This is a genomic window from Ornithinimicrobium humiphilum (assembly GCF_006716885.1).
GTDB classification, from domain to species: domain Bacteria; phylum Actinomycetota; class Actinomycetes; order Actinomycetales; family Dermatophilaceae; genus Ornithinicoccus; species Ornithinicoccus humiphilus.
This window is the reverse complement of record NZ_VFPU01000001.1, coordinates 539,444-553,811: the sequence shown is the minus strand read 5'-3', so window position 1 is coordinate 553,811 and position 14,368 is coordinate 539,444. Positions and strand designations below refer to the sequence as shown.

10 protein-coding genes, 1 tRNA gene and 2 pseudogenes are annotated in these 14,368 nt (G+C 74.3%); 7 read left to right on the top strand and 6 right to left on the bottom strand.

Annotated features, from left to right (window positions below):
• Window positions 1-52: 52 nt before the first annotated feature.
• Window positions 53-685, top strand: coding sequence for a 5-formyltetrahydrofolate cyclo-ligase (locus FB476_RS02495; protein ID WP_141817376.1), 633 nt, complete (start codon window positions 53-55; stop codon window positions 683-685).
• Window positions 686-710: 25 nt separating this feature from the next.
• On the opposite strand, the gene FB476_RS02490 is transcribed toward FB476_RS02495, so the two are convergent.
• Window positions 711-3,398, bottom strand: a complete 2,688-nt coding sequence (locus tag FB476_RS02490; RefSeq protein WP_141817375.1) for a penicillin acylase family protein — start codon at window positions 3,396-3,398, stop codon at window positions 711-713.
• Window positions 3,399-3,418: 20 nt separating this feature from the next.
• Here FB476_RS02490 and FB476_RS17150 point away from each other — a divergent pair.
• A pseudogene (locus FB476_RS17150) lies at window positions 3,419-3,598 on the top strand (FmdB family zinc ribbon protein); the annotation flags it as partial.
• 14 nt (window positions 3,599-3,612) lie between these two features.
• Here FB476_RS17150 and FB476_RS17145 read toward each other — a convergent pair.
• Entirely contained in the window at window positions 3,613-3,801 is a 189-nt protein-coding gene (locus tag FB476_RS17145) for a hypothetical protein (RefSeq protein ID WP_337678362.1), read from the bottom strand.
• A gap of 30 nt (window positions 3,802-3,831) precedes the next feature.
• Between FB476_RS17145 and FB476_RS02480 the strand changes: the two genes are divergently transcribed.
• Window positions 3,832-4,518 (top strand): SAF domain-containing protein, encoded by a 687-nt coding sequence (locus tag FB476_RS02480; protein WP_141817373.1) that lies wholly within the window; start codon window positions 3,832-3,834, stop codon window positions 4,516-4,518.
• A 124-nt stretch (window positions 4,519-4,642) separates the two neighbouring features.
• Window positions 4,643-5,053 (top strand): large conductance mechanosensitive channel protein MscL, encoded by a 411-nt coding sequence (gene mscL, locus FB476_RS02475; RefSeq protein WP_141817372.1) that lies wholly within the window; start codon window positions 4,643-4,645, stop codon window positions 5,051-5,053.
• Window positions 5,054-5,065: 12 nt separating this feature from the next.
• On the opposite strand, the gene FB476_RS02470 is transcribed toward mscL, so the two are convergent.
• From FB476_RS02470 to FB476_RS02460, 3 genes are read right to left on the bottom strand one after another with little or no spacing between them, the layout of a single operon-like run.
• Entirely contained in the window at window positions 5,066-5,290 is a 225-nt protein-coding gene (locus tag FB476_RS02470) for a hypothetical protein (RefSeq protein ID WP_141817371.1), read from the bottom strand.
• The gene (locus FB476_RS02465) at window positions 5,287-8,889 is read right to left on the bottom strand and encodes a hypothetical protein (protein ID WP_141817370.1); all 3,603 of its coding nucleotides are present in this window, start codon (window positions 8,887-8,889) and stop codon (window positions 5,287-5,289) included. The genes FB476_RS02470 and FB476_RS02465 overlap by 4 nt, the downstream gene beginning before the upstream one ends.
• On the bottom strand, window positions 8,886-10,166 hold the full coding sequence (locus FB476_RS02460) for an MFS transporter (protein WP_238329520.1): 1,281 nt from the start codon (window positions 10,164-10,166) through the stop codon (window positions 8,886-8,888). Before FB476_RS02460 ends, FB476_RS02465 begins: the two co-directional genes overlap by 4 nt.
• A 134-nt stretch (window positions 10,167-10,300) precedes the next feature.
• Here FB476_RS02460 and FB476_RS02455 point away from each other — a divergent pair.
• A tRNA-Arg gene (locus tag FB476_RS02455) sits at window positions 10,301-10,373 on the top strand.
• Window positions 10,374-10,622: 249 nt separating this feature from the next.
• Window positions 10,623-11,955: pseudogene (locus tag FB476_RS02450) on the top strand (ISL3 family transposase).
• A gap of 231 nt (window positions 11,956-12,186) precedes the next feature.
• Here FB476_RS02450 and FB476_RS02445 read toward each other — a convergent pair.
• The gene (locus tag FB476_RS02445) at window positions 12,187-13,245 is read right to left on the bottom strand and encodes an ArsR/SmtB family transcription factor (protein ID WP_141817368.1); all 1,059 of its coding nucleotides are present in this window, start codon (window positions 13,243-13,245) and stop codon (window positions 12,187-12,189) included.
• Between the two features lie 130 nt (window positions 13,246-13,375).
• Between FB476_RS02445 and FB476_RS02440 the strand changes: the two genes are divergently transcribed.
• Window positions 13,376-14,068 (top strand): hypothetical protein, encoded by a 693-nt coding sequence (locus tag FB476_RS02440; protein ID WP_202876878.1) that lies wholly within the window; start codon window positions 13,376-13,378, stop codon window positions 14,066-14,068.
• Window positions 14,069-14,368: the final 300 nt, after the last annotated feature.

Sequence of the window (14,368 nt, the reverse complement as noted above, 5' to 3'; positions counted from 1 at the left end):
CCCTTTCTGACGGGGACGGGCCCAGCGTAGCCACGCGCGCCACAATGGGCGGGTGAGACCCGACCCCCTGCCGCGCTACGCCCCTACCGGCGACGTCGTCGCCGACAAGACCGAGTGGCGCCGCCTCGTGCGCGCCGCACGGCGCGAGCTCGTGGACGGCTGGGACGAGCGCGACCGCGGGGCCGCGGCGCAGGCCCTGGGCCGGGCGGCGCTCGACCTCCTCCAGAGGTATGCCGTGCGTGCGGGCCGGGACAGCGTGGCCGGGCTGTGCGTGACCGCCTTCGAGCCGATGCGGACCGAGCCGCCCGTCGACGGCCTGACCGCGGCCCTGCAGGAGGCGGGCGTGCGGGTGCTGGTGCCGATCACGCTGGAGCGGCCCCGGCTCGACTGGGCCGACCTGGACGACCCGGACCGGACGCCGTTGGGTGAGAATGCGCTGGCGGCGGTCGACGTGGCCTTCGTGCCCGCCCTGGCGGTCGCCCGGCGGGGCGTGCGGCTCGGCCAGGGCGGCGGCTACTACGACACCACGCTCCCCCGGCTGCGCGAGCTCTCCGGCGGGGCCCCGGTGGTCGTCGTCCTCCACGACCACGAGGTCGTCGAGGACGTGCCCGCCGATACCCACGACGCCGTGGTGGACGCCGTGCTGCGCCCGGCGAGCGGTGTGGTCGAGGTGCCGGTGCCCTGACGGTCGACCGGGACCGCGCCCGGCGTCAGCGGGCGGCGGTGTCCGGGACGAGCGTGAGGGTGTCCTCGGCGGCCTCCTCGACCGCGGCACGGGTGAAGGGCCAGGCGTAGGTGCGGCCCTCGACCCAGGCCTCGGTCTGGTCCTTCCAGTGCGGGTGGAAGGGATGGCCCGACTGGCCGGTCTGGTTGACCCACCGCGAGGCGTCGAGGTCGGCCAGGTCGACGACCATCCGCATCGACGGGGCCGAGGTGACCTCGAAGCTCCCCGAGGAGGCGTCCCAGTTGAAGGCGTTGACGAGGGAGCTGCCCCCGCCGACCGGCAGCGGCGGCTGCCCGAAGATGCCCGCGACCAGGCCGGGGGCGGCGTCGGAGGAGAGCACCTCGTGCTCGAGGCGCACCGTGTGCAGCTGGCCCCACGTCCAGTCCGAGGGGTCCTTGGACAGCGTCCGGGTGAGGTCGTTGCGTGCGTGGATCATCGCGGTGCGGATCACCTCGTCGCGCGACTCGACGACACCCGGGGTGCGCCGGTCGTCCCACCACGCGCTGTCGGGGCTGCGCAGCAGCTCCTCCAGCAGCAGCATCGAGCGCGAGTTGCCCGTGGCCGCGAGGTCCGGCGGCAACTCGTCGTCGAGGACGGTCTCGAGGAGGTTGGCGTAGACGGCGTAGAAGTAGGCGGCCGCGGCCGACTGCTCCCCCTCGGCGGGGGCCGTGAGGTCCCAGTGGCGCAGCAGGTCCTGGGCCTCGGTGTAGAACTCGTTGCCGAGGTCGGTGCGCACCAGGTAGGGGACGAGCACCTCGGCGAGGGCGTTGTGGTCGTCCAGCTGGATCTCGGTCATCTCCTCGACGTCGAGCGGGATGCCGCCGTCGATCCGCTCGGTGATCAGCTCGAGGATCCGCGCGGAGCGGTAGCCCTTGTCGAACTCGGTCGTGAGGAACGGCTCCCCGCCCCGCACCACGGCCTGGTTGGCGGCGACGACGACGCCGTCCTCCGGGTTGAGGGCCCACGGGAGGTCCTCGAAGTCGACGTAGCCCTGCCAGGCGTAGGCCTCGTCCCAGCCCGGCGCCGGCAGGTAGCCGGGGGGCGTGCCGTGGGTGGCGGACCGACGGATCGGCACCAGGCCCGGTGCCTGGTAGCCGATGTTGCCCTCGGTGTCGGCGTAGAGGAGGTTCTGCGAGGGCACGGTGAAGAGGCTCGCGGCCTGGCGGAAGTCCTCCCACCCGCTCGCGACGTTCATCCGGAAGACCGCCTCGGCCGTGGTGCCCGGCTGCAGCGCGGTCCAGGAGAGCGCGACGGCGTAGTCGTTGGAGGTGCGGACGCCGCCCAGCGGCGCCCCCTGCCCGAGGTCGGCCACCGAGTCGACGACGTCGGAGAGGATCGGGCCGTTGGACGTCTCGCGCACGGTGATCTCGACGTCGTCGCCGCCCGCGACCGAGATGGTCTCGGTCCGCACGATCATCGGCACGTAGTCGTCGCCGCGGCGCACGCGGTCGTCGCGCACGTCCTCGAGGTAGAAGTCGGTGACGTCCGGGTCGAGGTTGGTGATCCCCCAGGCCATGTCGCGGTTGTGGCCGATGATCACGCCCGGGAAACCGGCGAAGGTGAAGCCGGTGACGTCGAAGGGGCAGCTCGCGGAGACCTGCCGGCAGTGCAGGCCGGCCTGCAGCCAGATGCCGGGCTGCGAGACGCCGAGGTGCGGGTCGTTGGCCAGCAGGGGCTTGCCGGAGGCGGTGTGCTGCCCGGAGACGACCCAGGAGTTGGAGCCGATGCCCTCGCCGCGGCCGAGCAGCTCGGGCACGGCGCCCAGGGCGAGCTCGGTCGCCTCGAGGGCCTCGTCGACCCCGGCGTCGGCGAGCCAGTTGCGCGTGGTGCCGAAGGTCGGGCCGGGGGGCGCGACCGGGTCGGTGAGCAGCGCGCGGTCCGCGGGGTCGTCGGAGTCGGGGTCGGGTATGCCGCTCGTGCCGCCGCGTCCGCCGGCCCCGTCCGCGCCGGGCGCCCGCTCGGGCGACCACTCGTCGGACGAGAGGATTGGGGGGTGGTCGTCGGCGGGGTAGTCGGGGTAGAGCTCGCCGAGCTGCGCCAGGCTCACCTGCCCGACGAGACGGCCGCGCGCCAGCTCCTCGGAGTAGTTGCCCCGCAGGTCCCAGGCCATCGCCTTCAGCCAGGCCAGCGAGTCCACCGCGTCCCACGGCTCCACCTGGTAGCCCGGCGCCGAGGTGGCCAGCACCGCATACTCCAGACCCATGCGGGAGGGGGCGCCCTGCTGCTCGATGTAGGCGTTGACCCCGGCGGCGTAGGCCTGCAGGTAGCCGCGCGCCGTCGGGTCGAGCATCGCCAGCTCCTGCTCGGCGACCCGCCGCCAGCCCATGGTGCGGATGACCTTGTCGGTCTCCACGCCACCCGGGCCGACCAGCTCGGCCAGGCGGCCGTTGACGATGTGGCGCCGCAGGTCCATCTGGAAGAAGCGGTCCTGGGCCGCGACGAAGCCCTGCGCCCGGAAGAGGTCGTCGGGGGTGTCGGCGTAGATGTGGGTGACGCCGATGGAGTCGCGGACGACCTCGACCTCGCCGGTCAGACCGGGCATCGTGATCTCGCCCGTCGTCTGGGGGAAGGCGCGTCGGGTCAGTCCGACGCCGAGCACGGCCGTGGCCACGACGACCACCACGAGGATCGCCACCAGCGGCACGGCCGCGCGCTGCCACACGGGTCGGGACACGCGGCCCAGCCTAGGTCACGATGTCGGAGCCGCCCCGGAGGGCACGTAGAATTGCCGTCGTGCCCACCTACTCGTACTCCTGCAAGGACTGCGGCCACGCGTTCGACATCCAGCAGGCGTTCTCCGACGACGCCCTGACGGTGTGCCCGAACTGCTCCGGAGCCCTGCGCAAGGTCTTCAGCGCCGTCGGTGTCGTCTTCAAGGGGTCCGGCTTCTACCGGACCGACTCCCGCGGGTCGGGGTCGAGCACGACGACGTCCACCACCACGAGCTCCGCGTCCTCCAACGGGACCGGCTCGTCGTCCAACGGCACGGGTTCCTCGTCGAGCTCCTCCTCGTCGTCGTCCACATCGTCCACCTCCTCCTCGACGTCCTCCACCGGCGCGGCCTGAGCCGCTGACACGGCGCACGCCGGACGCCTAGCGTCCCGGCCGTGCTCCTCCCACGCCGCCACGCCTCCCGTCCCCGGTCGCCGCTGCGCCCCTCGCGTCGCGCCACCCTGCGCCGGGCGCTCTCCGCGCTGCTCGTCTGCGTGGCCGTCGCAGGTCTGGGGTATGCCGTGCAGGCCCGGGCCGCACCGGGCGACCTGGCCGTGCTCGTGGCGACGCGCCAGCTGCCCGTGGGATCGGTCGTGGCCGCGGGCGACGTCGACGTTCGCCAGCTGCCCGCCGGAGCCGTGCCCGGCACGGCGGTGACCGATCCGGCGGCCGTCGTCGGCCGGCCCGTCGCCGCCGTCCTGTCCGAGGGCGAGGTGCTGACGGTGCACGACGTGCGGGCGGGCTCGACGCTCGCGGGTCAGCCGGCGGGCTCGGTGGCGGTCTGGCTGCCGGTGCCCGACCCCCCGGTCGCGCGGGCTCTCTCCCCGGGCGACCGCGTCGACGTCCTGTCGCCGGTCGACGGGGCCGCTGTCGTGACCGACGTTCTGGTCGTCGGGGCCGCGACGGGCGAGGGAGTCGGCGCGTCGTCGGGGCTGCTCGGGGCTGGCGCCGGAGGTCGGGAGCCCGGCGGGGTGTGGCTCGCGCTGTCCCCGGGCGAGGCAGGCGCCGTCGCCGCCGCGCGGGGAGCCGACCCGGCGGGGGCGGCCCTCCTCCTGGCCGTCCACGCCGCGCCGCACCGCTAGGCGGACCCGGCGACCTCGGCTACGCTCGACCGCGGCCGGTCGCCCTGGCGGCACGCGGGGGGAAGGGCCGTCACAACACCCATACCCGGACCAGCACCACTGCGTCCGGCGGAAAGGACAAGCCATGCTCAAGGGCTTCAAAGAGTTCATCATGCGCGGCAACGTCATCGACCTCGCCGTCGCGGTCGTCATCGGCGCAGCCTTCGCCGCGGTCGTCGAGCAGGTGGTCACCAGCCTGGTCACCCCGATCCTCAACGCCGCGGGAGGCGCCGAGGTCGGTGGCCTGAAGTGGCGGATCATCTCCGACCGGCCGGACACCGCGATGGACTTCGCGGCGATCATCAACGCGCTCATCGTCTTCCTCATCACGGCGGCCGTCGTCTACTTCGTCCTGGTCATGCCGATGAACAAGTACAACGAGATGCGCATGCGCGGCAAGGAGGCCCCGGAGGAGGTCAGCGAGGAGCTCGCCACGCTGCGCGAGATCCGCGACCTGCTCGCCACCCGTCGTCCCGAGGGCGGCGCAGGGCTCTAGCCCGCCGCCCCGTCAGTCCCAGTGGGGCGGGCGCTGCTCGAGGATCCAGGCCTCACGGCCGTCCTTGGGTCGCCCCGCCCCCGGCTCCTTTGCGCCCCGCTCGGACCGGGGCCCGGGGACGTCGTCGGAGGGGTCGGCGGCCGGGTTGGTCGGCGGCGCGACGACCCGCCGGTGACGCCGCCGCCGGCGGCGGGGAACCTGCTCCTCGGGCGGTCCGGCCGGGGTCTCCTCGGTCACTCGCCCTCGCCCGACGAGCCGCGCGCAGCGGTGCCGCGCAGCGCCTCCAGCACCCGGACCACCTCGCGGGCCGGGTCGGTGAAGACGTCGGTGGAGCGCACCCGGACCGGGCGCCACCCCATCCGGGTCAGCTGCTCCGGGCGCAGACGCAGGTCGTCCCGGCCGGGCTCGGCACCCGGCGACACGTCGCTGTCGACCGCGACGACCATGCGGGACTCGTCCTCCCCCACGGCCAGGTCGATCGCGTGGGGGCCGTGGGCGTAGCCGTCGACGACCGTCAGCCCCTCCTCCCGCAGCCGCCGGCTCAGCTCGGCGAGCACCGCGGAGCCTCCGCCCCGGGCCGGCTGCTCCCGGAAGGCCACGGCCCGGCGCACGACGTCGGTGCCGTCGCCCTCCGGCCAGTCGGCGACGGGGACCGGGGTGACGATGTCGAGGCCACGCCGGGCGGACCCGATGACGGCCCCCGGGACGCGTGGGTCGGTCGCCACGCCGCCCCCGAGCCCGGTCACCCACAGCACGCGGTCGCGCACCTCGCCGGCCACCCGCCGGACGGGTCGGACGAGCAGCGGCTCGATCGCGGAGGGGTCGTCCGAGACCGCCGTCGCCCCGGCCGCGCTCCGGCCGCCGGCCAGCGCGGCCCGCAGCGCCACGTCGACGTCCTCGGCCGTGGCCTCGTCGTCGGTGACCACCAGCAGGCTCTCGTCCGGGATCGACCGTGCGTGGTCGAGCAGCAGCTCGACGGTGCGTCGGACACGGGCGTCCACCGGACCCTCGACGACGTGCTCCCGCACGGCCGCCGAGCGCGCGGCACCGGGGAAGCTGTGGACCGGCACCGGCATGAGCCCCGCCAGCGGCGCGACGAGGCTCTGGTCCAGGGCGCGGTAGTGCGTCGAGAGGTGACGCACGGGCAGCACCGCGGCAGCGTCCTCGAGCAGCGAGTGCTCCGCGACGTCGGTGGCGGTCTCGCCCTCGAGGCGCGGGTCGGCGACGACCGAGAACTGCACCGGCCCGGGGCCGCCGCTGTCACCGACGACCACGACCTGCCGCCCGTGGGCGAGGGCGGGCACGGCGCGGGCGGTGGTGGTGCGTCCGGCCCGGTCGACGACGACGAGGTCGAAGGTGGTGTCCGGCGGCAGGAGCGAGGGCACGACCAGCGGGGAGGCGAGCACGACGGGCTGCGCGGCCAGGACGACGTCGGGCGCGCGGCTGACGATGTCGCGTAGGTCGATCGCGCCCACGCGGGCACGCTCGAGGGCGCGCTCCCAGGCGGTGAGCTGGGAGGCCTGGGCGGCGAGCGTGCGGCGCAGCCGGCGCAGCGCGGCGCGGCGCGCGCGCAGGGCGTTGCGCCGCAGGTGGGCTCGGTCGGCACGGCGGAAGGTGCGCTCGGCCTCCCTCACGGCGTCGGCGGACAGCTGCTGCGGCACGTCGTCGGAGCGCAGGTGCGCCAGGAGCGAGGATCGGTGCACGAAGCGGACCTCGGCCGCGACCCGCTCGGGAGCGACGCCGCGGCGCGCCAGGTCGTCGACCAGCTCGCCCAGGCCCTTCTCGCGCAGCGGCTCGAGCAGCGGGTGGGCCGTCGCGGCGACCGGGGCCCGGTCGGCCCGGGCGTCCAGCATGACCAGCCGCTCGAGCACGGTGTCGAGGTGGACGGTCGAGAGGTCCTTGCCGAGCGGGCGCCCCTCGAAGACCCGGGCGAGCCAGGCGAGGTCCTCGCCGATCGGGGTGAAGGCGGCGAGCGCCTCCTCCCAGCCCTCGGGGGCCGCCGGGCGGGCAGCGCGGCCGGCGACCGACTCCCACTCCTCGCGCTCGTCGCGGGCCAGGCGGACGCGACGCGGGAGGTCGGAGGGTGGCGTGCCGGGGCGCAGCAGGGAGCGCACCTGGCGCCGCAGGCGGGCACGGGCGACGGCGCCCGGACGCTCGGTGACCTCGTCGCGGTCCGCCGTCGCCGCGACCATGTCGTCGAGCGGGGCGTCGTAGATCTGCGGGGTGAAGATGTCGAGGGTCTCGCTGGCGCGGGCGACGAGCCCGAGCCGGTGACCCCACTGATGCAGGTTCGCCGGCGGCGGCATCCCGGCCGCCCGCGTCACCGCGTCGGCCATCTCGCGCGCGTCGGTGAGCTCCCCCGTGACGAGCCGGGCCACGATCTCGGTCGCCCGTGCCGCCTCGTCCGCGGAGGTGAGGCGCGCGGACCACCAGGGGTCCTCGGCCCTGCCCCGCGGCCAGGCGTCCGCGGCGGCGGCCTCGATGAGGGCGTCGGTCGTGGCCGAGAGCTCCTCCTCGCCGACGGTGCGCAGCACCTCGAGGGGCAGCCGCACCCGGGACGCCGGCGGGTGATCGAGAGCCGCGAGCGCGGCGAGGTCGTCCTGCACCTGCGCGAGCGAGAGTCCCCAGGGCTCGTGCACGTGGTGCAGCACCTGACGGTCGCGCCGCAGCACGTCGAGCGCGTCGGCGCGGGCCGGCAGCGGGTCGGTGCCGAGGTCGGGCTCCTCCTCGCGGGGCAGCCGGTCGAGCGCGTGGTGCACCGCCGCCACGGCTGTCCGCATGGAGGCAGGGTCCTCGGCCAGGTGCAGGCACAGGTCGCCGAGCCCGACGTGGTCGAGCCGGCGCCGGAGGGCGTCGAGGGCCGAGCGCTCCTCGGAGGTGACCAGCACGGTGCGCCCCTCGGAGACGGCCGCGACGACGAGGTTGGCGATGGTCTGCGTGGCCCCGGTGCCGGCCGGGGTGTCGAGCACGACGCTCGCGCCGCGCACGGCCTCGTCGAGCACGAGCCGCTGGCTGCGGTCGGCGTCGAGCGCGGAGAGCTCCTGGGCGGGGTCGTCGGCCCGGTCGGGGTCGGGACCGGGCGAGCTGATCGGGACGTCGGCCCCGGCGAGGGCGGCCACCACGTCGTGCCCGGCCAGCCCCCGGACGTCACCGGTGTAGGTGGTGACGAGCGGCAGCTTGGCCCAGGGGAAGGTGCCCACGACCATCTGGGGGCCGATGGCGAAGCCGGCCATCTCGCGGCAGATGTCCTCCAGCGCCTGGTAGGTCAGCCGGGGGTCGAAACCGTGGTCCTGGGCCGAGAGCCCGGCCAGCATGGTCGGGTCGAGCTCGAGGTGGACCTCGCTGCGCAGGTAGTGCTCGAGCACCGGGTTGAAGACGACGTCCTCGTGCAGCTCCAGCAGGTAGTCGCCGTGCACCGCGTCGGTGGGGGTGATGCGGCAGCCGCGCAGCAGGACCGGTGCCCGCGGGGGCACCGGGACCCGGTGCAGGGTCCAGGTCGCCAGGCCGATCGCGAGGAAGCCGGCCTCGACACCGTGCTCCCGACGCAGCTCGGAGACCTTGTCGCGGATGGCCCCGATGCGGCGGCCGGCGTCGGTGAAGGCGACCTGCTCGCGCACCAGCTCCGAGAGGAGCGTGGGGCGGCCCGAGAGGAGCTTGGCGACCCCGCCGGGGTGGGCCAGGTTGAGGTCGAACGTGCCGGTCAGGGAGGTGCGGTGCCACAGCAGCGTGTTGGGGCCGCCGAGCTCGGCCACCTCGTGTCGCCACCGGGCGCGGGAGCGCTTGACGGCCTCGACCCGGGCAGGGTCCAGGGCGAGCGAACGGCGGGGTGGGGTCACACCTTCAGGCTAACCACTCGACGTCGCGCAACCGTGAAGGCGCCGAGGGCGAGTGCGGCCACCGCGGCGAGCGCGCAGAGCGTGCTGTAGCTCCACAGGTCCATGACCACGCCCGCGAGCGCTCCGCCGGCCGCGGCGGACAGGCCCATGACCAGGTCCGCAGCACCCTGGACAGCCGCACGTTCGGCGACGGGGACCGACCCCGCGACCGTCCCCGAGCCGGCCACCATCGTGCAGGACCAACCGAGCCCGAGCAGGATCATCCCGGCGGTCAGGCCGCCCGAGAACCCGTCGGTGGACAGCCCCGCCAGCAGGCAGGCGAGCAGGAGCAGCACGACCCCGGCGAGGACGACGGCGGGCGAGCCGAGCCGGTCGGTGAGCTGCCCCGCCACCGGCGAGAGGCCGTACATCCCGAGGATGTGCAGCGAGATGACCAGGCCGATGATCTCGACCACGGCACCACCGTGACGCATGTGCAGGGGGGTCATGACCATCACCGCGACCATGACGACGTGACCGGTGGTCACCGCGAGCGTGCCCCACAGCGCCGCCGGGTTGTGCGCGATGACGCGCAGGCCCTCGGCCACGCTGCCGCGCCGGGCGGCGACCGGCAGCGCCTGCTCCTCCGCCGGCAGGGCCCGGTGGGCGAGCTCGCGCGAGAGCTGCAGCGGGTCGGGGCGCAGCAGGAGCTGCAGCAGCACCGCCGCGATCAGGAAGCCGGCGAGGGAGAGCACCCAGGCACCCGCCAGCGGGGCGACGCCGATGCGTTCGGCCACCCACTTGCCGGGGCCGATGAGGTTGGGGCCGAGCACGGAGCCGACCGTCGTGGCCCAGACGACCCAGCTGAGCTGCCGCCCACGGCGCTCGGGCGGGGCGAGGTCGGTGGCGGCATACCGGGCCTGGCTGTTGGCGGTCGACGATGCTCCGAAGAGGGTCGTCCCGAGCAGCAGCAGCCAGAAGCTGCCGATGGTGGCAGCGGTCACGGCGAGCAGGGCGCCGAGCGCACCGATCAGGTATGCGGTCACCAGGCCGGGCCGACGGCCGCGGGTGGCCATGATCGCCGCCACGGGCACGGTGAAGAGGGCGCCGCCGAGCACCTGAGTCGTGTTGGCCAGCCCGGACAGGGCGTCACGTCCGCTGACGTCCGCCGCGACGATCGCGGCGACCGCGATGCCGGAGGCGACGCCGACCCCGCCGAGGGTCTGGCTGCCCATGAGGGTCAGGACAGTCCGTCGCTGGACGGCGGCGGCCTCGTCGAGGCCGGGGGTCGAAGTCACCCCGGCACTATCGCAGGTGCCGCCCCAGGCTGACGGGGTGGCCCGGTGATCCCACTTGCTCCCCGCGCCCGCGCGTGCGGGCCCGCGGATCGTTCGTGAGAGGATTTCCCGTGGCGCCCGACCGTGGGCGCCCCGCCCTCGTAGCTCAGGGGATAGAGCACCGCTCTCCTAAAGCGGGTGTCGCAGGTTCGAATCCTGCCGGGGGCACTGTCCGTCGTTGCACGGTCGACCTCACCCCATCCGGGGACGTGTTGGGGGGGTTCACCCTGTCGATCGCTGCCCGGCCGGACGTCGACCCCAACTCATCGGCCACCTCGCCGTCGGGGCATTGCCGGCTCTTCGTCTTTGAGGGTGGGGTGAGGGCGGCGCGCCGACGCGCTGGGTGAGGCCGGGACGGGGTCGAGGTCCTCGATGATCAGGGGACTTCTACCTCTCCCGATCGCCAAGGACCTCGACGTGTCTGAGCCTACGTCGTGCTGCCGTGCCCTGGGCACCGGCGGCGCGTACTGCCACAACTGCGACCTCCTCGTCGGGCTGGACGGTCTGCACGTGACCGCCGTCCGGCGCCCCTGACCTGCTGACCGTGACCATCGAGTCGGCCCCGGCACTGACCGGGTGCCCGGCCTGCGGGACGGTGGCCGAGGCACACAGCCGGCGGGTCGTTCGACTGGTCGACGCACCCTGCTTCGACACCCCGGTCGTGCTCATCTGGCGCAAGCGCCGCTACCGCTGCCGCGAGCACGCTTGCACGACGAAGACGTTCACCGAGCAGGTGCCCGACCTGGTCCGTCCGCGCGGCCTGCTGACCACCCGCGCGGCGCGGTGGGCGATCGGTCAGGTCCGTTCCGAGCACGCCTCGGTGCAGGGCGTGGCCCGCCAGCTCGGCGTGCGGTGGCGCACTGTGTGGTCGGCGATCAGGCCGATCCTGGCCGCGGCAGCCGCGGACGAGACCCGCTTCGGCGGCGTGAGCACCCTGGGGGTTGATGAGCACGTGTGGCACCACGTGTCCACCAAGGCGCCGCAGGACGGCGGGCGTGGTCCGAAGGAGCTGACCGGGATGGTCGACCTGACCACCGACGAGAACGGGCAGGTCAGGGCGCGTCTGCTCGACCTGGTCCAGGGGCGGACGCGGGCCGCCTACGCCGACTGGCTGCAGGCCCGCGGCAAGGAGTTCACCGCCGGGGTGGACGTCGCGACCCTCGACCCGTTCCAGGGGTACAAGAACGCGATCGACGACGAGCTCGCCGACGCCACCGCCGTCCTGGACGCCTTCCACGTCGTCGCGCTCGGCACCAAGTGCGTCGATGAGGTCCGCCGGCGGGTGCAGCAGGACACCACCGGCCACCGTGGCCGCAAGGGCGACCCGCTGTACGGCATCCAGACCATCCTGCGCGCTGGTGCGGAGAACCTCACCGACAAGCAGCGCACCCGGATCGAGCGAGCGTTCGCCGCCCACGCCGAGCACGAGAAGGTCGACCTGACCTGGCAGTGCGCCCAGCAGCTGCGCTCGGCGTACAAGCACGTCGATAAGGCAGAGGGCCGCAAGATCGCCGAGCGCATCGTCGCGTCGTTCCCCTCCTGCCCGATCCCCGAGATCGCACGCCTCGGCCGGACCCTTCGCAAGTGGAAGGAGGCGTTCCTGGCCTACTTCGACACCGGCGCCACCAACGGCGGCACCGAGGCCATCAACGGCCTCATCGAGCTCCACCGCCGCATCGCCCGCGGCCTGACGAACTTCGAGAACTACCGCCTCCGCATGCTCCTCATCGGCGGAGGGCTGAACCTATGACCCCACCCTCAAAGACGAAGAGCCGCAGAAGGGGTGGTGGATCGCGGTCCACGTCTTCCTGACGTTGATGGCACTCGGCTGCTAGCGCTTGCTCCTACGTCGCCGCGATACCCCCGTCGGAGTGCAGCACCTGGCCGGTGATTCCGCGGCCTGACGCTCAGCAAGGAGCCCGCCAGGTCGGCGGTGTCCTGGGGAGTGCCCAGCCGGCCCGCCGCGGTGCGCGCCCTCGGGTCACCCCCTGCCCTGCCCTCCACCTGACGCGAGCGCCGCGCCCAGCTCCGTCCGCCGGTAGAGCACGCGCCGACCCTCCCGCCTCCGGGACACCAGCCCGGCCCGCAGCAGCACCCCCAGGTGGTAAGAGGTCGTCGCCTCGGCCCAGCCGCCCCGCCGGCTCAGCTCGGTGGTCGTGCGCGGTTCGTCGAGCAGGAGGAGCACCCGTGCCCGGGTCGCCCCGACCAGCTGCTCCAGCCCCCCGTCCGGCTCGGGCACGTCGCGCTGCCACAGCCGGGCCACGCCGCGCGCGGCGTAGATCACGACGGGCGGGTCCGGCTCCTCGGCAGCGAACCGCACCGGCCCGACGTGCACGGTGGACGGGACGAGGAGCATCCCGTCCCGGGCCCAGCCGACGGTGCCGTCGTAGGGCCGGTCGAGGACGGCCTCGGACCCGGTCCAGGTGAAGCCCTCCCCCAGTCCGGTGAGCAGCGCCTCGGCGCCCTGCCTCACGACGACGTCCCCGCGGTGGGCGATGTCCGCCTCGAGGACCGCGCGGACGTCAGCCCAGTCGGGGGCCAGCACGTTCTCGAAGAGTGCCGACACGGCGTCCGCGGCCCGCCGCGCCACGACTCCGTGCCCCTCCTCCACGAGCCGTCGGAGCGCCGGGGGCGGGGTGCGGCGCCACCGACGGTATGCCGCATCGTCCGGCCACTGGGCCGCCACCTCGGGACGCACCGGGCGGCCGTCGACGGAGATGTCGAGCTGGTAGGAGACGACCTCCTCCGGCGTCGCAGCGATCCGCTCCACGACGGACCCGACGGGCTCGTCCACGCCCAGCGGCGGCGGGGTCAGCCAGTCGGGGACGTGCGGGTGCTCCTCGGCCGCGGGCACCAGCAGGTGCAGGACCTCGAGGTGGCCCCCCGGCACCCGCCGGGCCGCCTCGGCGTACCACCGGCGCACGTGGGGCAGTCCAGAGCGCCCGCGGCTGCGCACCACGCCGACCACCTCGAGGGCCGGCGAGGTGCCGAAGGTCGACCGGGCCAGCGCGCGGGCGTCCATCCGGATCCGGATCGCCACGACCCCACCTTTCGAAGCACGTCGAATCTCTTGTCAGTCGCGGCACCCGCGTGGTCGCCTCGGCGGGCGGCCGGCGACACGGCCGCACCGTACCCCTACCGAACGCTCTCGCACGAGAGGAACAGCAGTCATGACCCGTTCCCGTATCGCGACCCAGCCCTCCTCCCGGCCGGGCGCCGTCGGCCGCCGCAGCGTGCTGCTCGGCGCCGCGGCGACCGGGGCGGTGACCCTCGCGGGCCCGAGGGCGGCACTCGCCGCAGAGAGCCCCGCCTCCGACCCGGCCACGAGGAAGCCGGTCCTGGTCGGGGCCAACCCCGGGCTCCAGCTGTTCGACGAGGACGGGGCGTGCACGGCCTACGCCTCCGTGTGGCGGGTGGACTGGTCCCCGCACGGCACCGGGGACGCGCTAGTCCTCTGGCAGCCGGACGGCGTGACCGTGTGCTCGTCCCGGCGCGAGCTCGCCCGGTGGGTGACCGAGGACTTCACCCGTCACTTCCCGGAGCTGGACGGGCTGCCCTGGCACGACCCCGTCTACCGGCCGTGGCCGGTGCTGCTGCACCTGGGCCTCGCGGACGGCCTGGTCGCGCGCGCCGGCACGATCGAGGTGCGTGCCTCGGGAGTGCTCGACGTGCGCAGCTTCACCACGGACACCTTCGACCTGGGCGGGTCCGAGCACAGCCTGCACCTGGTGCTCGGTCCTTGCGCGGAGGGGTCCGTCCGGGTGGGCGGTCGCCGTCTGCCCGGGCAGATCACGCGCGGCGGGACGCCCGAGCGCCCCTCGTCGTCGGCCTTCGTCACCGAGGCCGAGGTCTGGCGCGTCTGAGCCCGTCGGGCCCGGGTCGCACCGATCCCGGTCCGGGCCCGGCGCGTCTCCGCACGTCACCGTTGTCAACGACTCAGTAACGGTTTGGTCAATGTCGTGGCTTTGCCCTTCCCCGAAGGGGAGACTGGTGACGTCCATGTGTCCGGGATCTTTCCGGGCAGCCACAGGGACAACTCCTTACGTCTGAGTAGAAGAGGTAATCCTGTGCGTTCCAGATCAACCGGGCCGACGAGGCGCATCGCTGCGCTCTCGGCGGTCGCGGTCGCGGTCACCACTCCGCTTGCGTACGGCACGACGGCC